This window comes from Nonomuraea sp. NPDC051191 (genome assembly GCF_044455665.1).
Taxonomy (GTDB): Bacteria; Actinomycetota; Actinomycetes; order Streptosporangiales; family Streptosporangiaceae; genus Nonomuraea.
This window is the reverse complement of sequence record NZ_JBITEZ010000003.1, coordinates 640,771-665,333: the sequence shown is the minus strand read 5'-3', so window position 1 is coordinate 665,333 and position 24,563 is coordinate 640,771. Positions and strand designations below refer to the sequence as shown.

General features: G+C 71.2%; 27 protein-coding genes. 13 read left to right on the top strand and 14 right to left on the bottom strand.

Annotation, left to right across the window (positions count from 1 at the left end):
- Positions 1–41: 41 nt before the first annotated feature.
- The gene (locus ACIA8R_RS11595; RefSeq protein ID WP_397038003.1) at positions 42–1,073 is read right to left on the bottom strand and encodes an NAD(P)-dependent alcohol dehydrogenase; all 1,032 of its coding nucleotides are present in this window, start codon (positions 1,071–1,073) and stop codon (positions 42–44) included.
- Between the two features lie 62 nt (positions 1,074–1,135).
- On the opposite strand from ACIA8R_RS11595, the gene ACIA8R_RS11590 reads away from it, so the two are divergent.
- Together ACIA8R_RS11590 and ACIA8R_RS11585 are read left to right on the top strand one after the other, a co-directional pair.
- Entirely contained in the window at positions 1,136–1,879 is a 744-nt protein-coding gene (locus ACIA8R_RS11590; protein ID WP_364085585.1) for an SOS response-associated peptidase, read from the top strand.
- 155 nt (positions 1,880–2,034) lie between these two features.
- The gene (locus ACIA8R_RS11585; RefSeq protein ID WP_357697266.1) at positions 2,035–2,367 is read left to right on the top strand and encodes a TraR/DksA C4-type zinc finger protein; all 333 of its coding nucleotides are present in this window, start codon (positions 2,035–2,037) and stop codon (positions 2,365–2,367) included.
- Positions 2,368–2,463: 96 nt separating this feature from the next.
- Here ACIA8R_RS11585 and ACIA8R_RS11580 read toward each other — a convergent pair whose 3' ends face one another.
- On the bottom strand, positions 2,464–3,204 hold the full coding sequence (locus ACIA8R_RS11580; protein WP_357697268.1) for a methyltransferase domain-containing protein: 741 nt from the start codon (positions 3,202–3,204) through the stop codon (positions 2,464–2,466).
- A 123-nt stretch (positions 3,205–3,327) separates the two neighbouring features.
- On the opposite strand from ACIA8R_RS11580, the gene ACIA8R_RS11575 reads away from it, so the two are divergent.
- The 7 genes from ACIA8R_RS11575 to ACIA8R_RS11545 all read left to right on the top strand — a co-directional run bounded on the left by ACIA8R_RS11575 (position 3,328) and on the right by ACIA8R_RS11545 (position 9,868).
- On the top strand, positions 3,328–4,044 hold the full coding sequence (locus ACIA8R_RS11575) for a sigma-70 family RNA polymerase sigma factor (protein ID WP_397038000.1): 717 nt from the start codon (positions 3,328–3,330) through the stop codon (positions 4,042–4,044).
- Positions 4,041–4,307: a mycothiol system anti-sigma-R factor gene (gene rsrA / locus ACIA8R_RS11570; protein ID WP_357697271.1), complete on the top strand. Its 267-nt coding sequence runs from the start codon at positions 4,041–4,043 to the stop codon at positions 4,305–4,307. Before ACIA8R_RS11575 ends, rsrA begins: the two co-directional genes overlap by 4 nt.
- 10 nt (positions 4,308–4,317) lie before the next feature.
- Positions 4,318–5,256, top strand: coding sequence for an NAD-dependent epimerase/dehydratase family protein (locus ACIA8R_RS11565; RefSeq protein WP_357697273.1), 939 nt, complete (start codon positions 4,318–4,320; stop codon positions 5,254–5,256).
- Between the two features lie 225 nt (positions 5,257–5,481).
- Complete coding sequence (locus tag ACIA8R_RS11560) at positions 5,482–6,837, top strand: HD-GYP domain-containing protein (protein ID WP_357697275.1); 1,356 nt, start codon at positions 5,482–5,484, stop codon at positions 6,835–6,837.
- Positions 6,834–8,132 carry an HD domain-containing phosphohydrolase gene (locus ACIA8R_RS11555; RefSeq protein WP_357697277.1) on the top strand — a complete coding sequence of 433 codons (1,299 nt, stop codon included), beginning with the start codon at positions 6,834–6,836 and terminating at the stop codon, positions 8,130–8,132. The genes ACIA8R_RS11560 and ACIA8R_RS11555 overlap by 4 nt, the downstream gene beginning before the upstream one ends.
- 101 nt (positions 8,133–8,233) lie before the next feature.
- A complete protein-coding gene (locus ACIA8R_RS11550; protein WP_364085568.1) occupies positions 8,234–9,613 on the top strand; it encodes a biotin carboxylase N-terminal domain-containing protein in 1,380 nt (459 codons plus the stop codon).
- A 42-nt stretch (positions 9,614–9,655) separates the two neighbouring features.
- Complete coding sequence (locus ACIA8R_RS11545) at positions 9,656–9,868, top strand: biotin/lipoyl-binding carrier protein (RefSeq protein ID WP_357697281.1); 213 nt, start codon at positions 9,656–9,658, stop codon at positions 9,866–9,868.
- On the opposite strand, the gene ACIA8R_RS11540 is transcribed toward ACIA8R_RS11545, so the two are convergent.
- The gene (locus ACIA8R_RS11540; protein WP_397037996.1) at positions 9,858–10,241 is read right to left on the bottom strand and encodes a thioesterase family protein; all 384 of its coding nucleotides are present in this window, start codon (positions 10,239–10,241) and stop codon (positions 9,858–9,860) included. The two genes, ACIA8R_RS11545 and ACIA8R_RS11540, sit on opposite strands and share 11 nt — an antisense overlap.
- A gap of 239 nt (positions 10,242–10,480) precedes the next feature.
- Between ACIA8R_RS11540 and ACIA8R_RS11535 the strand changes: the two genes are divergently transcribed.
- Entirely contained in the window at positions 10,481–12,250 is a 1,770-nt protein-coding gene (locus tag ACIA8R_RS11535) for a protein kinase (protein ID WP_397037994.1), read from the top strand.
- A gap of 4 nt (positions 12,251–12,254) precedes the next feature.
- Here the strand turns inward: ACIA8R_RS11535 and ACIA8R_RS11530 are convergent, their stop codons facing one another.
- The 4 genes from ACIA8R_RS11530 to ACIA8R_RS11515 all read right to left on the bottom strand — a co-directional run bounded on the left by ACIA8R_RS11530 (position 12,255) and on the right by ACIA8R_RS11515 (position 16,553).
- Positions 12,255–13,901, bottom strand: a complete 1,647-nt coding sequence (locus ACIA8R_RS11530; protein WP_364085549.1) for an acetolactate synthase — start codon at positions 13,899–13,901, stop codon at positions 12,255–12,257.
- Positions 13,902–13,978: 77 nt separating this feature from the next.
- Positions 13,979–14,752, bottom strand: a complete 774-nt coding sequence (locus ACIA8R_RS11525) for a DUF4097 family beta strand repeat-containing protein (RefSeq protein ID WP_397037992.1) — start codon at positions 14,750–14,752, stop codon at positions 13,979–13,981.
- Positions 14,749–15,402: a response regulator transcription factor gene (locus ACIA8R_RS11520; RefSeq protein ID WP_357697291.1), complete on the bottom strand. Its 654-nt coding sequence runs from the start codon at positions 15,400–15,402 to the stop codon at positions 14,749–14,751. Before ACIA8R_RS11520 ends, ACIA8R_RS11525 begins: the two co-directional genes overlap by 4 nt.
- Positions 15,393–16,553 (bottom strand): histidine kinase, encoded by a 1,161-nt coding sequence (locus tag ACIA8R_RS11515; RefSeq protein ID WP_397037990.1) that lies wholly within the window; start codon positions 16,551–16,553, stop codon positions 15,393–15,395. The genes ACIA8R_RS11520 and ACIA8R_RS11515 overlap by 10 nt, the downstream gene beginning before the upstream one ends.
- Positions 16,554–16,688: 135 nt before the next feature.
- On the opposite strand from ACIA8R_RS11515, the gene ACIA8R_RS11510 reads away from it, so the two are divergent.
- Positions 16,689–17,264, top strand: coding sequence for a hypothetical protein (locus tag ACIA8R_RS11510; RefSeq protein WP_397037988.1), 576 nt, complete (start codon positions 16,689–16,691; stop codon positions 17,262–17,264).
- On the opposite strand, the gene bioD is transcribed toward ACIA8R_RS11510, so the two are convergent.
- Together bioD and ACIA8R_RS11500 are read right to left on the bottom strand one after the other, a co-directional pair.
- Positions 17,261–17,968: a dethiobiotin synthase gene (bioD, locus tag ACIA8R_RS11505; RefSeq protein ID WP_397037986.1), complete on the bottom strand. Its 708-nt coding sequence runs from the start codon at positions 17,966–17,968 to the stop codon at positions 17,261–17,263. The two genes, ACIA8R_RS11510 and bioD, sit on opposite strands and share 4 nt — an antisense overlap.
- Before the next feature lie 35 nt (positions 17,969–18,003).
- On the bottom strand, positions 18,004–18,723 hold the full coding sequence (locus tag ACIA8R_RS11500; RefSeq protein ID WP_357697299.1) for a GntR family transcriptional regulator: 720 nt from the start codon (positions 18,721–18,723) through the stop codon (positions 18,004–18,006).
- 461 nt (positions 18,724–19,184) lie between these two features.
- Between ACIA8R_RS11500 and ACIA8R_RS11495 the strand changes: the two genes are divergently transcribed.
- The gene (locus ACIA8R_RS11495; RefSeq protein ID WP_357697301.1) at positions 19,185–20,654 is read left to right on the top strand and encodes a histidine kinase N-terminal domain-containing protein; all 1,470 of its coding nucleotides are present in this window, start codon (positions 19,185–19,187) and stop codon (positions 20,652–20,654) included.
- Positions 20,655–20,795: 141 nt separating this feature from the next.
- Here the strand turns inward: ACIA8R_RS11495 and ACIA8R_RS11490 are convergent, their stop codons facing one another.
- Positions 20,796–21,050, bottom strand: coding sequence for a WhiB family transcriptional regulator (locus tag ACIA8R_RS11490; protein ID WP_113705541.1), 255 nt, complete (start codon positions 21,048–21,050; stop codon positions 20,796–20,798).
- Positions 21,051–21,321: 271 nt separating this feature from the next.
- Entirely contained in the window at positions 21,322–22,287 is a 966-nt protein-coding gene (locus ACIA8R_RS11485) for a diacylglycerol kinase family protein (protein WP_357697303.1), read from the bottom strand.
- Between the two features lie 89 nt (positions 22,288–22,376).
- Here ACIA8R_RS11485 and ACIA8R_RS11480 point away from each other — a divergent pair, with 89 nt between their 5' ends.
- Positions 22,377–22,760 carry a hypothetical protein gene (locus ACIA8R_RS11480; RefSeq protein ID WP_364085521.1) on the top strand — a complete coding sequence of 128 codons (384 nt, stop codon included), beginning with the start codon at positions 22,377–22,379 and terminating at the stop codon, positions 22,758–22,760.
- Here the strand turns inward: ACIA8R_RS11480 and ACIA8R_RS11475 are convergent.
- The 3 genes from ACIA8R_RS11475 to sodN form a co-directional block, all read right to left on the bottom strand.
- The gene (locus tag ACIA8R_RS11475; protein ID WP_189646565.1) at positions 22,757–23,536 is read right to left on the bottom strand and encodes an RNA polymerase sigma factor SigF; all 780 of its coding nucleotides are present in this window, start codon (positions 23,534–23,536) and stop codon (positions 22,757–22,759) included. The genes ACIA8R_RS11480 and ACIA8R_RS11475 overlap by 4 nt on opposite strands.
- Before the next feature lie 17 nt (positions 23,537–23,553).
- Positions 23,554–23,979 carry an anti-sigma factor gene (locus tag ACIA8R_RS11470; protein ID WP_357697307.1) on the bottom strand — a complete coding sequence of 142 codons (426 nt, stop codon included), beginning with the start codon at positions 23,977–23,979 and terminating at the stop codon, positions 23,554–23,556.
- A gap of 127 nt (positions 23,980–24,106) precedes the next feature.
- Positions 24,107–24,508, bottom strand: a complete 402-nt coding sequence (gene sodN / locus ACIA8R_RS11465) for a superoxide dismutase, Ni (protein WP_352331376.1) — start codon at positions 24,506–24,508, stop codon at positions 24,107–24,109.
- Positions 24,509–24,563: the final 55 nt, after the last annotated feature.

Below are 24,563 nucleotides of genomic sequence, written 5' to 3'. Positions count from 1 at the left end.
TTCACAGCCTGTGGACAACGCGTCGTCACGTGTTCGAGGGGTCAAGGGGTCAGGACCGCGCGCCCCTCGATCGCGCCGGACTCCAGCTCGGACAGCACCGACGCGGCCTCGGCCAGCGGCCGGCGTTCCACCCGAGCCCTGATCCGCCCCTCACGGGCCAGCGCGAGCACCTCGTGCAGGTCGCGCCGCGTCCCGGCGTACGGCTTGACGACCGCGGCGCCCCACGGCAGGCCCTGGGGCGGGCTCGCCGCCGGGAACGCCAGCGTCCCGCCCGCCAGGCCCACCACCACGACCTGCCCGTACGAGGACACCGCCGCCGCGGCCAGCGACAGCGTCGGCCCGGCGCCCACGAAGTCGAGCACCACGTCCGCGCCCACCCCCTTGGTCAGCTCCAGCACGCGTCCGGCCGCGTCGCCGTCCGACAGGACGGTCTCGTCGGCGCCGTAGCCCCCGGCGGCGGCCAGCCTGGCCGGATCGAGGTCCACGGCGACGATCCTGCTGCCCGTGACCGCCCGCAGGATCTGCACCGCCATGTGCCCGAGCCCGCCCACCCCGATCACCACCGCGGTCGCGGCCGGCGTGAGCAGCGCGCGGCACCGGTCGATCGCGTGGTACGGCGTCAGCCCCGCGTCCGCCAGCGGCGCCGCCTCCACCGGGTCGAGCCCGCCGAGCGGCACCAGCGAACGCGCCGGGGCCACCATGTACTCGGCCATCGCCCCGGGGAACCCCAGCCCGGGGCCGGGCACGAGACCGCGCGGGAACCGTTCGCAGGCGTTCTCGGCCCCCTCGGCGCACCGGCGGCACACCCCGCAGCCCCACACGATGTACCCGACGACGCCCTGGCCGACCTCCCACCCGCGCACGTCGGCCCCCAGCTCCGCCACCGTGCCCGCGGGCTCGTGCCCGAGCGTCATCGGGTACGGCAGCCCCGAGGCGGCGTGCAGCAGGTGCAGGTCCGAATGGCACACGCCGCACCCGGCCACGCGCAGCAGCACCTGGCCGGGTCCGGGGGAGGGCACGTCGACGTCGGTCAGCTCGGCTCTGCCGGGCTCGACGAGCTGGTAAGCCTTCACGCGAGCACGCCTACCCCGTCCGGCGGGGCCGGAAGCGAACACACGTATGGCAATGTGGGGACATGTGCGGTAGATACGCCTCGGCGCGCAAGAAGCACGAGTTGCTGGAGGAGTTCCAGGTCGAGCTCGACGGCGAGCCCGACAAGGAGCTGGGCGCGGACTTCAACGTCGCCCCCACCAAGAACGTCTACGCGGTCATGAGCCGGACGTCCAAGGAGGACGAGCACGCGGTCCGGCAGCTCAGGATCGTCAAGTGGGGCCTGGTGCCCGTCTGGGCCAAGGACCCGTCGATCGGCTCCCGGCTGATCAACGCCAGGGCCGAGACGCTGGCCGAGAAGCCGTCGTTCCGGCAGGCGTTCGCCAAGCGCAGGTGCCTGATCCCGGCCGACGGCTACTTCGAGTGGATGGCCGTCGAGGGCGAGAAGAAGAAGCAGCCGTACTTCATCCACCCCGAGGACGGCGGCGTGCTGGCCATGGCCGGCCTGTACGAGTTCTGGAAGGACCGTACGCGCGACGACGACGACCCGCTCAAGTGGCTGGTGACCTGCACGGTCATCACGACGGACGCGGAGGACCACCTCGGCCGCATCCACGACAGGATGCCCATGATGATCGAGCGCGACCGCTGGGCCGACTGGCTCGACCCGGGTCTGACCGACACCGACCGCGCCTCGCGTCTCCTGGTGCCCGCGGAGGCCGGGAGGCTGGCGGCATATCCCGTTTCCACTGATGTCAATAATGTCCGGAACAATGGACCGGATCTCATCAAACCGCTGCCCGACGGGGAAGAAGCCGGCCTTTTCTAAAGGTGTAAGAAGCAGGGTAAGTGGGCATTCGGTGAGGAAAGCGATGCAACCGTTCACTCGGTGTCACCGCTCTGACATGCCCCTAATTGCGCCGGGCGGGACAACCGGGGAGTCCTCGCCGCGGGCGTCCCCCTTTCACCCGGAGGTGCGGATTCGTGGACGTCGCGACCGCTCGCAGGCGGCTCGAAGACATGCTCGTGGAGCTGGACCGTTCGATCGGGGTCCTTCGGGGCGACCCCGTCGCGATCCGTGAACGCTCGGCGGCCGACGCGGGCTCCGACCTCACCGACGCCGACCGCGCGCAGGCCATGCTCACCGCGGCGACCGCGCAGCGCCGCGCGGTGACCGAGGCGATCACCCGCCTGGACGAAGGCGCGTACGGCAGGTGCGTCGACTGCGACAAGCCGGTGCCCGAGGGTCGGCTGGAGGCCCGCCCGGAGGCCGCCCGCTGCGTACAGTGCCAGGGAAGACGCGAACGCCGCCGCTGACCGCCCGGACGCCGCCCCGGCGGACGGGAGCCGCGCGGGCGGGAGCCGAAGGCCGCCGGACACGAAGAACGGCGGCCCCCGGGACCGGCCGGCGGCTCAGCTCTTGCGGGCGCTGGCCACCAGGTGAATCCCGACCGTGTCGTCGTCGTCGGGATGGGCGTCGAGCTCGGTGCGCACGAGCCAGGTCAGCGACCGCCCGTCGGACCCGAGCACGTGGTCGACCGTGGACGGCGACAACACCGTGCGCGGCCGCATCCACTCCACCTCCAGCCCGGCCCCCATCAGCAGCTCCCGGAGCTGACCGCTGCTGAAGCAGCGCGTGATGCTGCCGTCGGGCCAGGGCACCAGCATGACCTCGCCGGTCTGCCGCAGGTGCTGCCACTGCTCCTGCTCGGCCAGGATCGCCATGCCGAGCACCAGCGAGTCGACGCACACCAGCGCCCGCCCGCCCGGACGCAGCACCCTGGCCACGTCGCTCATCGCCGACTCGGCCATGAGCTCGATCGACATCGCGCGTTCCTCGGCGAGCACCGCGTCGACGCTCTCGTCGGGAAGAAACGCCAGATCATCGGCGCGTACGTGCCGAACCCGGTCGGCGTCCCGCAAACGGGACTGCGCGTCCACGGTCCGGCGGAAGTCGAGCACCTCGATCACCCGGTGTCCCGCCCTCGCGGCCTGGCCGGACCAGCGTCCGCGGCCGCCGGACAGATCCAGGATCACCGATGGTTCGCCGGGGAGCCATCGGTTCAGTTGCTCGGCGGCGACGGCGCGGTAGAAGGTCCAGTACGGCCCGAGCGTCCCAGAGCCGTTCAGTTCCTCGGCCGGAATGGGCAGCACACGCGACTCCTGAGTTCCGGAAAAAGGGCTACCAGCCGGTACGTATTGACGTTCCCCGCACCGGGTCCTCTGTACCTTCTATCTTGCGGGAACAGACAAGGGCGCGGGCGTGTTGCGACGAGCATGCTCACATTGGAAAGACCGCGCCCCGATGACCAGGAGGTCATCGGCCAGCGGGTATTCTCCCCTGAGTACGGTGTACCGCCACAGCCGGCCACCGGTGATCTTAGGGGGGTGGGTCCGGTGCCCGCGACAGGCGCGGAGACTCTGGAGCAGCGCAGCGAGCGGTTCGAGCGCGACGTCATGCCGTATCTCGAACAGCTCTACTCCGCCGCGCTCCGGATGACCCGGAATCCAGCGGACGCGGAGGACCTGCTTCAGGAGACCTTCGCCAAGGCGTTCGCGTCGTTCCACCAGTTCCAGGAGGGCACGAACCTCAAGGCGTGGCTCTACCGGATCCTGACGAACACGTTCATCAACAGCTACCGCAAGAAGCAGCGCGAGCCCAAGCAGTCCGGCACCGAGGAGATCGAGGACTGGCAGCTGGCGCGGGCCGAGTCCCACACCTCCAGCGGGCTGAAGTCGGCCGAGGTCGAGGCGCTCGAACACCTCCCCGACGGCGACATCAAGCAGGCGCTCGCGGCACTGCCGGAAGAGTTCAGGATCGCCGTCTACCTCGCCGACGTCGAAGGCTTCCCCTACAAAGAGATCGCCGACATCATGGGCACTCCCATCGGCACCGTGATGTCCAGGCTGCATCGGGGACGCAGGCAGCTCCGGGGCCTCCTTGAGGACTACGCCCGCGAGCGCGGCCTGGTCCCCTCGGAGGGAACGAAATGAGCTGTGGCAACCCGCACGACACCGACTGTCGCGAGGTGCTGGACAAGGTCTACGCCTATCTCGACGGCGAGCTGACCGACCATGACGTCTCCGACATCCGGGTGCACCTCGACGAGTGCAGCCCGTGCCTGAAGGAGTACGACCTCGACAAGGCCGTCAAGGCGCTCGTGGCCAAGCACTGCGGTTGCGACCCCGTCCCCGCCGATCTGCGTTCCAAGGTGCTGGCGCGGATCGAGCAGGTGAGGTCGGAGCTGGCCGACTAGGATTCACGCCATGCGCGTCCTAGTCACCGGTGGTGCCGGTTTCATCGGGTCGAATCTCGTCGACCGCCTGCTCGCGGACGGACACGAGGTCGTCGCCGTAGACGACCTGTCCTCCGGCAGCAGGGACAACCTGGTCAACGCGGCCGAGAGCGACCGTTTCAGCCTGCACGTGCTCGACGTGCGCGACCCGGCGATCATCGGGCTGGCGGCCGAGCTGCGGCCCGAGGTCATCTGCCACCTGGCCGCCCAGATCAGTGTGCGCAAGAGCGTGGCCGACCCCGTCCACGACGCCCGGCTCAACGTCGAGGGCACCGCTTCGGTGCTCACGGCGGCCAAGGAGGGCACCACGCGCAAGGTGGTGTTCGCCTCCTCCGTGGCGGTCTACGGCCGGCCGTCCACGATCCCCGTGCCGGGCGACGCGCCCACCGACCCGCGCTCGCCGTACGCGGCCTCCAAGCTGAGCGCCGAGACCTACCTGGCGACCTTCCGCGCCCTCTACGGCCTGGAGTACACCACGCTGGTGCTCTCCAACGTCTACGGCCCGCGCCAGTCGCCCGACGGCGAGGCCGGCGTCGTGTCGATCTTCACCGACGCCCTGCTCAACGGCACCCCCACCGTCCTCTACGGCGACGGCACCCAGACCCGCGACTACGTCTATGTCGACGACGTGGTCGACGGCTTCGTCCGGGCCTGCGGCAGCGATGGCAACGGCCGCCGGTTCAACCTCGGCACCGGCATCCAGACCACCGACAGGCGCCTGCACTCGCTGATCGCCGACGCGGCCGGGGCCCACGACAAGCCGGGGTTCGCGCCGCCGCGCGTCGGCGACCTGCCCGCGATGGCCGTCGACCCGGTGCCCGCCCACGAGGGGCTGCGCTGGGAGCCGCGCACCGACCTGCCGACCGGTGTCAAGAGCACCGTGGCCTGGGCGCGGAGTCGCGCCAGGTAGTTGCTTGATTACACTTTGCTTGCGATTTCCCGCTCGGCCCGTACGGTGACGTCCTCTTCTGTAGCGTGAACTCCAGAAGTCGACGTGGAGGCATGTGGGATGTTGAAGGACAGGTTCACCTGGTTGCTCGCCGCCGTCATCGTGGTCGCCTCGACGGTGGTCCTGGCCGGTATCGGCGCGCTTCCGCCAGGGGTGTCCTGGACCTGACCGCAGTAGGGGGCGGCAATGCGTGACCTGCCCTGGCCCGCGAGGGTCTACCTGGTCGCCGTGATCGCGGCGGCGGCCGCTCTCATCGGGCACAGCGCGATCGTCTCCGGCCCGCTCGTGGCGCCGGAGAATCTCGACATCCTGCTGGTGCTCGCGCTGCTCTTCCTGGTGTGCGAGTCGATGCCGACGCTGCTCAACGTCGAGCAGTTCGCGGTGTCGGTGAGCTTCTCGGCGTCGCTGGCCGCGGTCGTGCTGATCGGGCCGGAGGGCGCGGCGGTCGTGGGGCTCACCGCGGCGGTCAGCGTGCGGCCGGGGCTGCCGTTGATCAAACGGTTGTTCAACGGCGCCCAGTTCGCCGTCTGCGGCTACGCCTCCGGCTGGGTCTACGAGTGGCTGCACGGCACGATCGGGGTGCCGCGGGTCAACGAGTTCGACAGCCTCATCGGCCCCTACGCCGCCGCGACCGCCGTCTTCGTGCCGCTCAACATCGTGCTCACGCTGACCATGATCAGCCTGGCGACCAGCGTGCGGGCCACGGAGGTGCCGCTGCGCGGCATGGTGCAGTTCCTGCTGTCCTACCTCGGTTACGGCACGTTCGGGCTGCTGGTGGCCGGGCTGTGGGCGACCGTGCAGTCGATCTCGGCGGTGCTCGTGCTGATGCCGCTGTTCGTGGCCCGCTGGGCGTTCGGCCAGTACCACGCCCAGCAGCGCTCGTACGACGCCACCATCGCCGCGCTCTGCCAGGCCGTCGAGACCAAGGACTACTACACGCGGGGCCACTGCACGCGTGTCTCGCTCGCCTCCAGCATGATCGCCCAGGAGATCGGCATGGGCCTCGAACGCGTGCGCGCCATCCGCTACGCCGGCATGCTCCACGACGTGGGCAAGCTCGGCGTGCCCACGAAGGTGCTGCAGAAGGACGGGCCGCTCACCGAGGGGGAGCTCGCCGCGATCCAGCTCCATCCGATGCGCGGGCTGGAGATCGTCCGCGGCATCGGCTTCCTCGACGAGGCCTACGCCGGGATCATGCACCACCACGAGCGCCACGACGGCACCGGCTACCCGATGGGCCTGGCCGGCGACGAGATCCCCGAGTTCGCCAAGGTGATCGCGGTGGCCGACGCGTTCGACTCGATGACCTCCGACCGCTCCTACCGGGGGGCGCGTCCGGTCGAGGTGGCCGTGGAGGAGCTGCGCAAATGCTCCGGCACGCACTTCGACCCGATCATGGTGGCCGCGTTCATCAAGGCGCTGGAACGCAATCCGTGGCAGCCGCCGCGCCGGGTCGAGGCGCCGCCGCCCGACGCCGCCGAGGCCACGATCAAGGACCACGACGACCCGACGATGCCCATCCAGGTCGTGAGCGGGCCATGACCACCACCGAGCGCGTCCGGCGCGCCGACAGGGCGCAGGCCACCGTCCTGCGCAGGCTCGACTCCGGCCAGTTGCTGCTGATCTGCGCGGCCGGCCTGGTCGCCGTCGCGGGGGTGGCGCACACGGCGGCCGTCGGGCTCGACCGTCCCGAGATCGCCATCGGGTTCGGCGCGTTGATCGCGGTGGGCGAGCTGGCCCGGCTGACCATGCCGGGCAACAGGGAGGTCGCGCCCATCGGCGCCGCCGCGGCGCTCGGCTACACCCTGCTGCTCGACCTCAGCCAGAACCAGTTGCGCCACTCCGCGTTGCAGGTCGTGGCCGTGATCGCGGCGGGGATGGTCGCCGGCGCGCTGCCCCACCTGGCCGTCGGCCGGCCGCCGCGGCTCGACGCGATGGCCCGCCGCCTGCTCACCGGCGCGCTGCTGGCCTTCGCCTTCCGCCCGCTGGCCGACCCGCTCTACCAGCTCACCAAGCCGCCGCCGGGCGCCCACACCTGGTGGCCGGCGCTCGTCGTGATGGTCTCGCTGATCACGGTGACGCTGCTGGTCGACGTGCTGATCGCCGCGCTGCTGCGGGCCGAGCGGCTGCGCACGGCGTTCCGGGTGGCGGTGCGCGACGAGATCAACATGGCGTTCCCGCTGGGCGCCGCCGTGGCCGCCTCCGGCGTGCTGCTCGCGCTCGCCACGCACAGCATGGACCTGGTGGCCCTGCTGGTCTTCGCCGCGCCGCTGCTGGTCACGCAGGTGGCCTTCCGCAAGTACGCCGGCATTCGCGCCACCTACCTGCAGACCGTCCGCGCCCTGTCGCGGGTCACCGAGGTCGGCGGCTACGTCGAGCCCGGCCACTCCCGCAGGGTCTCCCGCCTGGCCGTGGCGGTCGGCCGGGAGCTGGGCATGGCCGAACCCGAGCTGCTGGAGCTGGAGTACGCCGCCCTCATGCACGACATCGGCCAGCTCTCGCTGCGCGACCCCATCCCGGGGGGCGCGACCGTGCTCGCCGATCCGGAGCAGGCGCGGCGCATCGCCGAGCTGGGGGCCGAGGTGATCAGGCAGACGGGCGTGCTCGACCGGGTGGCCGAGGTGGTCCGCAGGCAGTGCGACGAGATCGCCGACGACCCGCCGCTGTCCAGCCGCATCATCAGGGTCGCCAACGCCTACGACGACCTGGTGGGGCCGTCCACCGATCGCGACCGGGCGGGGGCGGCGCTGGAGCGCATCAGGCTCACGGCGGGCAGCGCGTACGACGCCGCCGCGCTCGACGCCCTGACCCGGGTGGTCGGCAGAGGCCGCATCTAGCTGAATCGCCCGGTTTTGTGGGGTTCCTACAGATCATGCTCTGTTGATCGGTGCGCCCAGGGGAAAGGGGACGAGCTGACGGCGGTCATAGGGTTGTCTGCGTGACTGCTGAGACGCTCGGGCCCGTTCTGATCGCCAACCGCGGGGAGATCGCGCGGCGGATCATCCGCACGGTCAGGCGGATGGGGTTGCGGGCCGTCGCCGTCCATTCCGAGGCCGACGCCGGGCTGCCGTTCGTGCGCGAGGCCGACGAGGCGGTGCTGATCGGCCCGGCCGACCCCGCGCAGAGCTACCTCGACCCCGCCAGGCTCCTGGAGGCGGCCCGTGCCACGGGAGCGGGGGCGGTTCACCCCGGTTACGGCTTCCTGTCGGAGAACGCCGCGTTCGCGCGGGCGGTGATCGAGGCCGGGCTGGTGTGGATCGGGCCGTCGCCGGAGTGCATCGACCGTATGGGCGACAAGATCAACGCCAGGAACCTCATGGAGGAGGCGGGCGTGCCCGTCGCCGCGGGCACCAGGGAACCGGTCACCGACCTGGTCGCCGCGCTCGACGCGGCCGAGCTGATCGGCTACCCGGTCATGGTCAAGACCGCCGGCGGCGGTGGCGGGATCGGCATGAGCGTGGCCCGCGACGACGCCGGGCTGGCCAAGGCGTTCGAGCAGGCGGCCAGGGCGGCGGCCAGGTTCGCCGCGGCGGCCGCGGCGGGCGGCGCGGGTGACGCGCTGGCCGGGCCCGCTGTCCTGCTGGAGCGCTACGTCGAACGCGCCCGCCACGTCGAGGTGCAGATCCTCGGCCTGCCCGACGGCCGGGTGCTGGCCCTGGGCGAGCGCGACTGCTCGGTGCAGCGCCGCCACCAGAAGGTCGTCGAGGAGTCGCCGTCCCCCGGCATCGGCCCCGAGCTGCGCGAACGCATGCTGGCCGCAGCCGTGCGGGCCGGCGAGGCCGTCGGCTACGTCGGGGCGGGCACGGTCGAGTGCCTGGTCGACGCCGACGCCCAGGACTTCGTGTTCCTGGAGATGAACACCAGGCTCCAGGTCGAGCACCCGGTCACGGAGCTGGTCACCGGCCTCGACCTGGTGGAGTTGCAGCTGCGCGTGGCCGCGGGGGAGAGCCCGGAGATCACGGTGGCGCCCACCGGGCACGCGATCGAGTTCCGGGTCTATGCCGAGGACCCCAAGCGCTTCCTCCCCGGGCCCGGCCGGATCACCGCCTGGGACGAGCCCGCCGGCGACGGCGTCCGCGTCGACTCCGGCTACGAGGTGGGCAACACGGTGAGCATGTACTACGACCCGCTGATGGCCAAGCTGTGCGTGGTCGGGGCCGACCGTACCGAGGCGCTGGAGCTGGGCCGCAAGGCGGTCGCGGAGTTCACCGTGGAAGGGCCGAAGAGCAATCTGCCCTTCTGCGCCGAGCTGCTGGAGAACCCGGCATTCGTCGCGGGAGACTACGACACAGGACTGGTCGGGCGAATGCGGGCTTGACCCTGTTGACATGGTTGGTGGCGTCGGAAGAGAGGAGCCCCGGTGGCTGAGGTGCGCGCCGAGATGGTGGCGAACGTGTGGAAGGTGGTCGTCCGGGAGGGCGAGGCGGTCTCCGAGGGTGACACGCTGGTCATCCTGGAGTCGATGAAGATGGAGATCCCCGTGCTCGCCGAGGACGGGGGCGTGGTGTCCCAGCTCCAGGTCGCCGAGGGCGACGTGATCCAGGAGGGCGATCTGATCGCCGTCATCGACTGACGCGGGCCAGGAACCTGGCGCGGTCGACGACCACTCGCTCGACCGTGCCCCTGCCCACGACCGTGCCCTGCAGGTCGCGGGCCTCGAAGGTGAAGACCAGCCGGCGGCCGTCCACCTCGGTGAGCTCGGCGGTGAGCTCGACGTGGGCGCCGAGGGGGCTGGCGGCCAGGTGTTCGAGCTCGACCCGGGTGCCGACCGACGTCTCGCCCTCGGCCAGATGGGGGCGTACGGCCTCGACGGTGGCCCGTTCGGCCAGCGCGAGCAGTCTGGGCGTGGCCAGCACGGGCACGTCGCCGCTGCCGAACTTCTCGGCTGTGTCGGATCTCTCGACCATGGTGAGCAGTTGGGAGCGGAGTCCAGGTGAGAGCGTCATGGGAATCAGCCTACCCAGGGCGATTCTGATCTCCAGGAAACGCGGACAACAACGCCTATAAGGCTCCAGGATAGGGTTTGTACGGCTTGCGGCATTTGAGTGGCATATGGGACTCCTGAGACCGGTACACTCTCGGAGTTTCCGTGACCACGGTGTTACCTCACCGCGACAAAAGTTCGCTTTGTTGGAGAACCGCGGGGTGGGCGAGGTTACCGATGTAGGGGGGTAGCGGGGGAGTCATGGTTGCCCAAGGCACGACGCTGGCGGGGCGGTATCGGCTGGATACCCGCATCGGCGCCGGCGGCATGGGCGAGGTGTGGCGAGGCGAGGACATCGTGCTCGCCCGCACCGTCGCCGTCAAGGTGCTGCTCCCAGGCCGCATGGATGATCGCGGATTCGTCGCCCGCTTCCAGGGGGAAGCAAGGGCGATGGCCACGATCAACCATTCCGGCGTGGTGGACGTCTACGACTACGGGGTGAGCGGCGACACCGTCTACCTCGTGATGAAGTTCGTGGACGGGGAGCCGCTCGACCGGCTCCTGGCCCGGCTCGGCCGGATTCCGCCCCAGGCGGCCATGGAGCTCATCGCACAGGCCGCCTCGGCGCTGCAGGCGGTGCACGACCAGGGGATCGTGCACCGTGACGTCAAGCCGGGCAACCTGCTGGTGCAGCGCGACGGGACGCTGGTGCTGACCGACTTCGGCATCGCCCGTTCCGACCTGGCCAACCGGCTGACCGACGCCGGCATGGTGCTGGGCACGGCCGCCTACTGCGCGCCCGAGCAGGCCGAGGGCGCGCCCGTCACGCCGGCCGTGGACATCTACGCGCTCGGCGTGGTCGCCTACGAATGCCTGCTGGGTCAGCGGCCGTTCGACGGTGACAGCGCGGTCACGATCGCGCTCAAGCACATCCGGGAGGCGCCGCCGCCGCTGCCCGCCGACATCCCGGCGCCGATCCGGACGCTGGTGGAGGTGGCGCTGTCGAAGGACCCCGCCAGGCGGTTCCCGACGGCGAAGGCGATGAGCGAGGCGGCCCGCACGGCCGGGTCGGGCCAGGCGATCACGCCGGTGGCCGAGATCGCGCCGCCGGCCACGGGGGCCGCGATGGCCCCGCCGCCCGAGTCGTACCAGACCGGGGCCTACCAGGCGGGCCAGTCCCCGCAGACGGGCGCCTACCAGCCGGGTCAGCCTTCGCAGACGGGCGCCTATCAGCAGGGGCAGCCCTCGCAGACCGGTGCCTACCAGCAGGGGCAGCCGCCCGCCTACCAGGGCGGGCAGCCGCCGGCCGGGGGTGGCGCGTTCCAGACGGGTACGCACCTGCCGGCGTCGGCGGAGGAGACCACCGCCGCCGTCGGCGAGCGCCGCCCGGGTGGCCGCCGCGCCGCCAAGGCGCCGCGCAGGACCGGCCTGGTCGTCGGGCTCACGGCCGCGGTGGTGCTCGGCGTGGGCGCCGGCGCGGTGGCGCTGACGGGCATGGTCCCCGGCACGCCGACGCCGACCTCGACCATCACCCATCAGGGCGACAGCGACGACGGCCCCACGCCGACGAAGTCCGGCCCCAAGAAGGGCGGCAAGCCCACGGCGACGCCTGCCACGAAGCCGGCCCTGCCGCCCACCACCAGGCCGCCCACGCACCCTCCGAGCGAGGAGCCGTCGGAGCCCGAGGAGGAGCCGACGACCACGCCCACCACCACCCCGACCACCACGAAGGGACCGACCAAGACGCCGACGAGCACGCCGACGTCGACGGTCAAGAAGATCAAGGTGCCCGAGGTCGCCGGCCTGTCCTTCCTCAAGGGGCAGGAGATGATCGAGGCGGCGGGCCTTCAGGTCCACGTCCGCGACACCTCCGTGACCACCGACGACCCCGCCTGCCGCAAGATCACCAAGACGGTGCCGGCCGGTGGCACGGTGGTCCCGGAGACGAAGGTGATCACGCTCTACGTCATCGACGGCATCTGCACGACGCCGACGCCGTCGCCGACCCCCTCGGCCACGCCCAAGTCGTAGGGGGTCAGATCCCCGTCGTGTTGCGGGGGTAGGCGACCTGCGGGTCGGTGGCGATGTTGACCATGTACGGGATGCCGGAGTCGAACGCCCTGCGCAGCGCGGGCCCGATCTCCGACGGCTTGGTGACCAGCTCGCCGCCGCCGCCCAGTGCCGTCACGACCTGGTCGTAGCGGCACTGCGGCTGGAGGTCGGCGGCCACGTCGTAGCCGTACAGGAGTTGCATGGGGTGCTTCTCCAGACCCCACATGCCGTTGTTGCCGCAGATCATGACGACCGGCAGGCGGTGGCGTACGAGGGTGTCGACGTCCATCAGGGAGAAGCCGGCGGCGCCGTCGCCGAGCAGGAGCACGACCTGCGAGGACGGACGGGCCAGCCGGGCGGCGATGGAGTAGCCGAGCCCGGTGCCGAGGCACCCGTACGGGCCGGGGTCGAGCCAGTTGCCCGGCTGCCTGGGCTCGACGTACTTGCCGGCGTAGGAGACGAAGTCGCCGCCGTCGCCGATGACCACGGCGTCGTCGGCCAGGACCTTGCCCAGCTCGCCGTAGATGCGCATGGGATGGATCGGGTCGGTGTCGGCGGCCAGCAGGCCGGCGTCGCCCTCGATCGCCGCGGCGGCGGCGTCGGCCAGCGTGGACAGCCAGGACGCGTACGAGCCGGGCTTGACCCCGGCGTCGCCGCAGGCCGCGCCGAGGCTCCACAGGACCACCGACAGGTCGCCCGCGGCCTTGGCGGCGGGTTGCATGTGCGTGGCGAGCTGCGAGGGCGCGTCGGCGATGTGCACGACGCGGGCCAGCGGCGCGCCGTCCTTGCCGCCGAACCAGCCGTAGCCGAGCCGGAAGTCGAGCGGGGTGCCGATCACGATGACCAGGTCGGCCTGGGAGAAGGCCAGGCCGCGGGCGCGGGTGACGAGCAGCTCGTGCCCGGCGGGCAGGATGCCGCGGCCCTGGCCGTTGGGGATGACCGGCAGCCGCCAGGTCTCGGCGAAGTCGCGCGCGGCCTCCTCGGCCCGGTCCATCCACACGTCGGAGCCGTAGACCAGCACCGGACGCTGGGCCTCGGCCAGCAGCCGGGCGATGGAGGCCAGGTCGTCGGGGTCGGGCTCCAGCGGCGAGGGCGACTGCGTGTGCACCTCGTGGGCGGGCGAGGGGGCGAACAGGTGGTCCATGTAGAAGTCGAGGAAGACCGGGCCGCGTTGGGGCGCGACGGCGGTGCGGAAGGCCGACTCGACGTCCTGGCCGACCGAGTCGGCGCCGGAGGAGGTGAACGACAGCTTGGTGATCGGGCCGAGCAGCGGCGGATGGTCCATCTCCTGGAGGGCGCCGCTGCCCCAGCGCGACTGGGGGGCGCGGCCGCCCATGACGACCACCGGCGAGCCGTTGAAGTGCGCGGTCGCGATGCCGCTGACGCCGTTGGTGATGCCCGGGCCGGCGGTGAGCACGGCCAGGCCGGGCTTTCTGGTCAGCCGGGCCGTCGCCTCGGCGGCGAAGACCGCGCTCTGCTCGTGGCGTACGTCGAGGATGCGCATGCCCTCGTGCACCGCGCCGTCGTACAGCGGGAAGACGTGGCCTCCCGACAGGGTGAACATGGTCTCGACGCCATAGGCCTTGGACACGGCGACGGCGACGTCACCGGCGTGCTTCGCAGACTCCATGCCGGGAACTTACCAACCAGTGATAAGAGTAAACAGATCCTCAGGCTTGCGTCTGGACTGGACCGGGTGCTCTGCCGCTATCCGCAGCAGACGCGGACCGAGCCCAGCGGCGCCCGTGCCTCGACCTTCCTGGGCGCGCCCGTGGACGCGTCGACCTCCACCTCGGTGCGCCGTCCCTCGGTCGTCACGTCGTAGGTCTCCGGCGGCAGGCGCAGCTCGACGTCGCCGGTGGCCCGCGCGACGGCCCTGACCGTGAGGGGCGGGTTGGCGAAGTCGAGCCGTACGTCGCCCGAGCCGGTCTCGACGTCGGCCTGGGTGCCGAGCAGCGAGTTGCCGTTGACGGTCCCCGAACCGGACCTGGCCCACAGCCCGCCGGTGATCCCCTCGGCCCGCACGTCCCCCGACACGGTGGTCAGCCGCACGGCGCCGACCACGTTGCCGACCGAGAGGTCGCCGACGGTCGTCCGGGCCTCGATCCCGGTCTCGAACGGCACCAGAAGCGTGTAGTCGGCCCGGCACACGGGACCGTCCGGGTCGCGCGAGGCCCCGCACCGGATGTCGAGCCGCAGGGTGTCGCCGTTCCAGTCCTCGGTGATCACCGGCCGGTCGATCGAGGTCCAGCCCACGTTCCGCGCGATCGTCAGCTCGCCCGCCGGGCCCGGGGCGATCTCCACGTTCACCTCGCCGCTGCCCGTCGTGACCTTCAGCGTGCTCAGCTCGAACGGCACCGACCTGACCTGCCTCTCCTGCGGCGCGGTGGCCCGGGCGAACCCGTTCCAGACCAGCAGGACGGACAGCAGCAGGGCGGCCACCGTGGCCACGGCTCCCGCCGTCAGCCATATGGCCCTCACGGCATGCTCCTGATCTTGAGGAACTGCAGGACGGCGAGGACCCGGCGGTGATCGCCCTCGGCGGGGGACAGGTCGAGCTTGGTGAAGATGTTGCCGATGTGCTTGCCCACGGCCCCCTCGCTGAGCACGAGCGCCTGGCCGATGCCGGCGTTCGAGCGGCCCTCGGCCATGAGCTTGAGCACCTCGTGCTCGCGTGGCGTCAGCCGTTCCAACGGGTCGCTGTCGCCGCGCAGCAGGAGCTGGGCGACGACCTCCGGGTCGAGGGCGGTGCCGCCGCCGGCGACCCTGCGCAGGGCGTCGATGAAGTCGGCCACGTCGGCCACCCGGTCCTTCAGCAGGTAGCCGACGCCGCCGGTCGCCGTGGCCAGCAGGCGGGCGGCGTAGCGTTCCTCGACGTACTGGGAGAGCACCAGCACGGGCAGGCCGGGATGCTGGCGGCGCAGCACGAGAGCGGCGCGCAGCCCCTCGTCGGTGTGCGTGGGCGGCATCCGGACGTCGGTGATCACCAGCTCCGGCCGGTGCTCCTCGGCGGCCCGCAGCAGGCCCTCGGCCTCGTCCACGGCCGCCACCACCCGCATGCCGGACGCGTCCAGCAGCCTGATCAGCCCCTCGCGCAACAGGACGGAGTCCTCGGCCAGCACTACTCGCACGGCAGGTCCACCTCGATCGTGGTCGGCCCGCCGAGCGGGCTGGACAGGCGCAGCGTCCCGTCCACGGAGTCGATGCGCTGGGCCAGGCCGCGCAGCCCGGTGCCGCCGTCGAGCCGGGCGCCGCCGCAGCCGTTGTCGTGCACCAGCACGTGCAGGCGGTCGCGCTCGCGCCGGGCCGTCACCTCGGCCCTGGTCGCGGCGGAGTGTTTGGCGATGTTGGTCAGTGCTTCGGACACGATGAAGAAGGCCACCGCCTCGATGGTCGGGGAGACGCGCCGGTCGATGTCGACGCGCAGGCGTACGGGAAGCGGGGCGCGGGCGGCGACGCCGGAGAGCGCCGCGTCGAGCCCCTGGTCGTTGAGCACGGCCGGATGCAGGCCGCGGACGAAGTCGCGCAGCTCCTTGAGCGCCTGCTTGGCCTCCTCGTGGGCCCGCTCGATCGCCTCGCGGGCGGGCTCGGGCAGGTCGGTGAGGGTGGCCCTGGCCAGGCCGAGGTTCATGGCGAGCGAGACCAGGCGCTGCTGGGCGCCGTCGTGCAGGTCGCGCTCGATCCTGCGGCGCTCGGCGTCGGCGGCGTCGATCACGCCGGCCCGGCTCTCGGTCAGCGTCTCGATGCGCTGCCCCAGCTCGTTACGGCTGGGCCCGAGCAGCGTGCGCGCCACCGACAGGTCGAGCGCCGCCATGCCCCTGGCCAGGAGGGGGGCGAGCAGCAGCAGCGCCAGGCCGGTCCCCATGGAGACTCCCACGATGACCGGATCGCGCAGGTCGACCAGGAACACCAGCGGCGGCGCCTGTATGCGCGGTGGCAGGAACGCCAGCAGCCCCACCACGGCGCCGCCCCACGCCAGTGCGACGAGGAAGGCCGCCGCCGCGCCCACGAAGGGCGACAGCAGGTGGTAGGCGATCTGCCGCCAGGTGGTCGCCCTGCGCCAGCCGGCCGGTCCCACCGGCGGCGGGATGCGTACGTCGAGGAAGGCCGCGAACCTGGACCGCTGCACCCGGGTGAACACCGGGACGCCGCGCCGCAGCACCGGCGGGGCCACGGCCAGCAGCAACGTGAGCCCGCCGAGCACCATGGCGACCGGCAGCCCGATCATCACGTGGGACGTGTCGAGCCAGGCACGTGCCGACCAGGGACGGGGGACTTTCATGCGTCAAAGGTATTGACCCACCAGACCCCCGCGAAATGGGTCTGGTGTGCCGGTGGACGGTAGGGCTAACCCCACCCTCGAACCATTGCCGCGCACCGGACATCTCATTTCCCAACAGACCAAGGGGAGGTTCGCATGTTCGCAGCAGGGGTCGCCGCGCTGGCGGCCGCGTCCACGCTGCTGGGCGGGTTACCGCACGGCATGTTGTTCCTGGAGAAGCACCCGCCCGCCAGGCAGTGGGAGACCTACACCGTCAAGAACTCCGTCGAACTGCCGCTCCAGCTCGCCCCGTGCCTGTCGTACCGCAGGCGGGACGGCGGCCGCCTGGAGGCGCGGGCCGTCCTGTACTCCAGCGAGGACGAGATGAAGTACGAGCAGCTCGTCGTCTACCAGGACGTCCGGCACGCCGAGGCCGCCATGCGCGTCCTGCGCGCGGACCTCAGGCGCTGCGCCGACGTCGGCAAGGGCGTCAACCGCCGCCGCTACTTCACCCGGCCCCTGGACGTGGGCGACGACGGCCTGCGCGCCGGCGGCCGCTTCTTCGAGAACGGCGAGCACGCGGTCGCCGTCAGGCGCGGCGCGGCCCTCTACATCGCCGGCGAGTCGGCCTGGCCGACCAGGAGCCTGCCGCTCAAGGGCTTCAAGGGCCTGATCGGACAGGCGCGCGAGATGACCGTCAGGGTCTGCCGCCTCCCCGAGGCCGCCTGCTAGAGCACCCCCACCCGCCGCTTGAAGGCGGACGGGTCGAACGAACCGCCCAGCGTGGCGCCCAGCCCCTCGCGCGCCGCCCGGACGAACGCCTCGCGGCCGAGTCTCCCGGCTCCCTCGGGCAGCACCCCCGCCAGCGGCCGCGCGGCCAGCATCTCCAGATCGGCGACGTTGCTCCGCTCGATGATCCCGGTCTCCGCCGGCCAGCGCCCGATCACCACGCCCGCCGGGTCGAGCCCCCGGTGCGCCAGGGCCTCCAGGGTCAGCGCCGTGTGGTTGAGCGCCCCGATCCCGGCCCCGGCCACCACGAGCACCTGCGCGCCCACCAGGCGGGCCAGGTCGGCGATCGTCGCGCCGTCCTCGTCGAACCGCACCAGCAGCCCGCCCGTGCCCTCGACGACGACCAGCCGGTTGCTCTCGGCCAGCTCCTCGACGAACCGGGCGGCGGCCGTCAGCGACACCGGCGGCACCCCGGCGACCCGCGCCGCGGCGGCCGGGGAGAGCGGCTCGGCGTAGCGTGCCAGCTCGAACGTGGTGCTCACCCCGGACAGCCGGATCACCTCGTCGAGGTCGTGGCCGCCGCCGGTCTGCGCCGGCTTCACCACGGCCACGGACGACCCCCGCTCCACGGCCAGGGCGGCCAGCGCGGCCGACACGACGGTCTTGCCCACGCCGAAGTCGGTGCCGGCCACGACGAGAACGCTCATCGTCCCAGCCTAGAAGCCGCCGTCCGCGATCGCGGTCAGGGACGCCGCAGGCGCGTGACGAACTTGTACCGGTCGCCGCGGTAGAGGGACTGCGCCCACTCCACCGGGTGGCCGTCGGCGTCGAAGGCGTGGCGGGTCAGCAGGAGCATCGGCAGGCCCACGTCCACGCCCAGGGCCTTGGCGTCGTACGGGGTGGCCAGGACGGTCTCGATGATCTCCTCGGCGTCCGTGAGCCGTACGTTGTAGGCGTTGTGCAGCGTCTCGTACAGGGAGGCGTGCACCTCCAGCTCCCGGCGCAGGCGGGGGAAGCGCCGCGCGGACAGGTGGGTGGTGTCGATGGAGACGGGCTCGCCGTTGGCCAGCCGGAGCCGGTGGATGCGCAGCACCCGGCCGCCGGGGTTGATGGCCAGCCGCCGCGCGAGCGCCTCGTCGGCGGTGATGTAGCCGATCTCCAGGATCTTGGTGTCCGGCTCCAGGCCCGCCGTGCGCAGGTCGCCGATGTAGGAGGTGAGCTGGAGCACCTGCGCGACCTTCGGCTGGGCCACGAACGTGCCCTTGCCCTGGATGCGCAGCAGCCTGCCTTCGACGACCAGCTCGGTCAGCGCCTGGCGGACGGTGGTGCGCGAGGTCTCGAACCGCACCGCCAGCGTGCGCTCGGGAGGCAGGGCGGTGCCCGTGGGCAGGCTCTTGGTGAGCTCCAGAAGACTGCGCTTCACGTCGTAGTACTTGGGAACGCGGGGGCCGTCGTCGGTCACGCTCTCACCTTCACTTCTGGCACGGCGGTGAGGGCGTGTCTGATCACCGCGAGATCATCGGAACTCATATCGGCCCGAGCGGTCAACCACCTGGAGGGACGGCATATCCGCACGGAGCGCGCACACCACCAAGTACGCGCGAATCCGGGCAGCTCAGACTGATTGTGAAGGATATCCACAGCAGCGTGCGCGATCGCAACCGAGGCCGGTGCCGGGCCCGCGTCATCGAGGAGCCACCCGCCCGTGTCGATCACCTCCGGCATGCCCGTGAAGTCCCGTCATGGGGATCGGGCGACCCCGCCGTGTGACGGTTCTCACACCATGAGATTCCCCGAAAGTCGCGCCGGGCGCACGGTGGCGCACCCGTGTGCGGTGCGCGGAGTCCTTCCCCGGCCAGGAGCTGCGCATTCGATCAGGGGGTCGGTTTGGCTGTTGGCGGCCGAAGCACGCATGATGCACTCGTGCCGACTCTCAGCGACCTCGTCGCCCGCTACACCGCACTCGACGAGGCGGACCTCGACTGGCTGCACTCACTGGTCTCCGACTGGCAGCTGCTGGCCGACCTGTCCTTCGCCGACCTCATCCTGTGGGCGCCGCTGCTCGGTGAGAACGGCTGGATCGCCATCGCCCAGATGCGCCCCACCACCGGCCCCACCGTCTACCACGACGACATCGTCGGCAGCATGGCCGCCAAGGGCGAGCGCCACCTCATCGACACGGCCTGGAACGAGCGCCGCATCTGCCGCGAGGGCGACCCCGACTGGTCCACGGGGGTCCCGGTCCGCGAGGAGACCATCCCGGTGCGCCGGGCGGTCGACAACGGCGAGGGCCGCTTCCTCGGCGTCATCCAGCGCTCCACGAACCTCTCCTCGGCCCGCACGCCGTCCCGGCTGGAGCTGACCTACCTCCAGAGCGCGTCCGACCTGGCGCAGATGGTCGCCGAGGGGCGCTTCCCGTTCTCGGGGGAGGAGCCGATCCTGGTCCGCTCGCCCCGCGTCGGCGACGGCCTGCTGCGGCTCGACCGGGCCGGGCGGGTCACGTACGCCTCGCCCAACGCCCTGTCGGCCTACCGGCGGCTCGGCCTGCACGCCGACCTGGTGGGCGCCGAGCTGGGCCGGGTGACGGCGACGCTGTGCTACTCCGACGAGCCGATCAACGAAGACCTGATGATCGTGGCCAGCGGGCGCGCGGCCAAGGAGACCGAGGTCGAGTCGGGCGGCACGATCGTGCAGCTCAGGGCGATCCCGCTGATCGTCGGCGGCGGCCGCATCGGCGCGCTCGTCCTCATAAGGGATGTCACCGAGCTGCGGCGGCGCGAGCGCGAGCTGATGACCAAGGACGCCACGATCCGCGAGATCCACCACCGCGTCAAGAACAACCTCCAGACCGTCGCCGCGCTGCTGCGGCTCCAGGCGCGGCGCCTTCAGGTGCCCGAGGGCCGCGAGGCGCTGGAGGAGGCCGTGCGCCGTGTCGGCTCGATCGCCATCGTGCACGAGACGTTGTCGCACGCGCCGGAGGAGTTCGTCGACTTCGACGAGATCGCCGACCGGGTGATCGCGATGGCGGGCGAGGTGTCGGCGGCCGAGGCGGCGGTCACGCCGAGGCGGGTGGGGGCGTTCGGCGTGCTGCCCTCGCTCATTGCCACGCCGCTGGCCATGGCGCTGACCGAGCTGCTGCAGAACGCGTTGCAGCACGGGCGTCCCAAGCGCATGGAGGTGGTGGTCGAGCCCGCTCCCGACCGGCTGAACGTCACCGTCTGGGACGACGGGCGCGGCCTTCCCGCGGACTTCGATCTCGACAAGTCCACCAGTCTGGGGCTGCAGATCGTCCGCACGCTGGTGGAGGGGGAGCTGTCGGGCAGGCTCACGATCGAGCCGCGCGAGGGGGGCGGCACGCACGTCGGGTTGTCGATCCCGATGCCGTCCGCGTGAGGTTCCGCAGGTCCGGGCGGCCGCCTCAGGGGCGGCGCGCCCGGTCCGTACGAGCCTGGCCGCCGCGTACGCGTCGCGACGGGGTCTTGGCGGAAACGTCGATCACGCCAAGCTGGACGGCTCCTGCGGGGAACAGCGGGGTCAGGCGGAGGCGCGGGCGCGGGCGCGGGCGGTGCGGCGCTTGAGAGCGCGGCGCTCGTCCTCGCTCAGACCGCCCCAGACGCCGGCGTCCTGTCCGGACTCCAGCGCCCACTTCAGGCACGCGTCGACGGCCGGGCAGGACCGGCAGACCTGCTTGGCCTCTTCGATCTGCATCAGGGCAGGGCCGGTGTTGCCGATCGGGAAGAACAGCTCGGGGTCCACGTCACGGCAGGCAGCTCGGTGGCGCCAGTCCATGCGTCCACTCCTTAGTAGATGGAACCTTTGGTCGGCTCCGTGCGGCTACTTTGTGAAGAGTTTCACTAACTCGCGCGAACAATTACCCGCATCCAGGTGTTGGACCGGGGTTGTCCGCCGACAGCCGGAGGGCCTTGGGGTTGTTAAAGGTCCTACGTTCCGACGTCAGTGTTGAGCTTTTCAGCCACGCAGAGTGCACGCAAGAGGGTTGGGGCGAAGTTTTGGGGGTTATGGATGTCGGATGCGTCACACAATGACCGAATGTAACCGGCTAGACCAGAACTTGTAACGCGTTCGGGGTAGACCGGAATGTTACGGATTCGCGTTCGCCCAGGTAGTCCCCGTCCAGCTGGAAGGCCACGGGACGGTCGGCGGTGAGGGTGAACTCGGCCTCGTCGTGCAGCTGGACGAGATGCTTGCCGGACGGGACGGCGTCACTCTCCGTGAGGATCTGCCGGATCAACCCGGCGATCTGGACCGGCCCCATCCGCCTCAGCCCGAGCAGGTCGAGCCCGGTCTCGAAGCTCGCCCACGGCGTCGGCGTCACCGGCTTGCCCCCCAGGTACGTCCACGGCGAGGTGTTGGTGATGATCGTCATGAACACGCCCTCGGCCGCCGGGATGCCCGGCCCGGTCAGGGTCATCGGAGCATGCCGCTTGTCCGTGGCCAGATAGTGCCGCAGAGCGGTGTTCACATACCGGGCCGGGGTAGCTTTCCTCCCCGTGCCCCGCAGGCCCTCCACGGCCCGCACGACCTCGGCGTCGTACCCCATGCCCGCGCAGAACGTGAAATACCGGTTGTGCCCCTCCCACAGCGCCTGCCCCAGGCCCACGGTCCGGCGCCGGCCCTCGCGCAGCGCCTCCAGGACCGCGCCGGTGGCCTCGACCGGCTCGTTCGGCAGGCCGAGTGAACGGGCGAACACGTTCGCGCTGCCGCCGGGGATCACGATGAGGCCGGGGCGGCCGGAGCTGGGGTCATCGGCCGGCGGGGTGTCGTGGCCGTTGACCGGGTTGAGCAGGCCGTTGACGGTCTCGTTGATCGTGCCGTCGCCGCCGAGCACCGCGACCACGTCGAACCCCTTGGCATGGGCCGTGGCCGCCAGTGTCGCGGCGTGCCCCCGGTAGCCGGTCTCCTCCACCGACAGCTCCACGGCCGCGCCGAGCGCGCGGATCAACACGTCTCTCGTGCGGGCGTTGGTGGTGGTGGCCTTGGGATTGACCAGCAACATTGCGCGCATATCGCCAGCGTAGCCGCTGATCGCCGACCTGCTCGGGGTGGGGGAACATCCCCGGCGGGACCGAACCCCGGGGCGGATAGGGTTTGGCTGTGTCGAAGCGTCCGTGGAGTTTGCTCGTCGCCGCCGTCGTCGTGGCCCTGGAGGGGCTCGTCGCCGTCGGGCTCGGGATCTACGTAGCGGTGGAGACGGTGGTGAGCACGCCTGACAGCCTCACCACGGCCATCGCGGAGTCGGCCTTCGGGCTGATGATCGGGGCCGGGCTGCTCTGGGTCGCCTGGGGCGGCCTGCTCCGGGCGGAGCGGTGGGGGAGGTCGCCGGGCGTGCTGGCACAGATCTTCCTGCTGCCCGTCGGGGTCACGCTCATCCAGTCGGACCAGCCACTGATCGGCGTTCCGCTGATCGTGGTGGCCCTGACCGGGCTGGTGGCGCTGCTCGCGCCCCCCACCACCCATGCTCTCTACGGGGACGGTTAGTCCTCCGCGGTCAGCCCCTCGCGCAACTGGGCGAGGGTACGGGCCAGCAACCGGGACACGTGCATCTGCGAGATGCCGAGCTCGGTCGCGATCTGCGACTGCGTCATGTTCCCGAAGAACCGCAGCAGCAGGATGCGCTTCTCGCGCGGCGGCAGCCGTTCGAGCAGCGGCTTGAGCGACTCGCGGTATTCGACGCCCTCCAGCGACTCGTCCACGATGCCCAGCGAGTCGGACACCGCGGGGGCGTCGTCGTCGCCGGAGTCGGGCGCGTCGAGGGACACCGTGGAGTAGGCGTTGGCCGACTCCAGGCCCTCCAGCACCTCCTCCTCGGTCATCTTGAGGTAGGCGGCCAGCTCGGCGACCGTGGGCGCGCGGCCCTCGCGCTGCGACAGGTCGCTGATCGCCTTCGTCAGCGAGAGCTTCAGCTCCTGCAGGCGGCGCGGCACCCGGACCGCCCAGCCCTTGTCGCGGAAGTGCCGCTTGATCTCGCCGACGATGGTGGGCGTGGCGTAGGTGGAGAACTCCACCCCGCGCTTGAGATCGAACCGGTCGATCGACTTGATCAGGCCGATCGTGGCGACCTGGGTGAGGTCGTCGAGCCACTCGCCGCGGTTGCGGAAGCGGCGGGCCAGGTATTCGACCAGAGGAAGGTGAAGCTCGACCAGCTCATCCCTGATGCGCTGGCGGCGCGGTTCCTCGGGACCCAGCTCGGCCAGCTCGGCGAAGAGCATGCGGGCGCGCACCCTGTCGGGCACGGCGTGTTCGCTGGTGGCCATGGCTCCAGTCCTTTCCGTCACGCCGGCCTCGCTGCGCCTCGGCGCTTACGCAGGACGATCGCCATGCGGTCGGGGGAGTCGGTCACGGCGTCGACGTCGTCGGCCAGGGCGGTCAGGACCATCCAGGCGAAGTCGTCGCGCTTCGGGGCGGAGTTGCCTACCGTGGCCACCTCGACGCTGACCTTCATCACGTCGCCGGTCAGCTCGAACTCGGCGGTCAGGTCGGTGCCCGGGACCGCCTCGCTCAGCAACATGGCACACGCCTCGTCGACCGCGATGCGCAGATCTTCGATCTCGTCCAGGGTGAAGTCGAGCCGGGCGGCCAGGCCGGCGGTGGCCGTACGCAGCACGGACAGGTAGGCACTCGCGGCCGGGAGCCTGATGCTCACCACGTCACGGATGCCGGCCACGCCCTCCGGACGCGTCTCGGTTTCCTCGGTCACGTTCCTCCTCGCGTTTCCGACGCCAACTGCAACTTACCGCTCCCGGGAGGTGCTTGGCGGATTCAGACTCGCCATCAACGGAAAAGGCTCTGTGCGGTCTGGACCGCACAGAGCCTTTTGTGCCGATTTAGGCGGCCTTGGTCTCCCAGAAGATCTTGGAGATCTCGTCGATCTTGGCCAGGAGCTCGTCGGCCTTGCCGCCGTCGACGGTGCCCTTGGCGGCCGCGGCGCCCGCCAGCTTGGTGGCCTCCCAGAAGAGCTGGTGCAGCTGGGGGTACTGCTCCAGGTGCGGCGGCTTGAAGTAGTCGGTCCAGAGCACCCACAGGTGGTGCTTGACCAGCTCGGCGCGCTGCTCCTTGATGATGAGCGCGCGGGTACGGAAGACCGGGTCGTCGCTGGCCTCGTACTTCTCCATGATCGCCTTGACCGACTCGGCCTCGATCCGGGCCTGGGCGGGGTCGTAGACACCACAGGGCAGGTCGCAGTGGGCGGAAGCGACATGCTTGGGTCGTAGCAGTCGTGCGAGCATCAGAAAGTCCTTCCTTGATGCTGAATCAGCTTGGTCCACAACCGACCTTACTCGG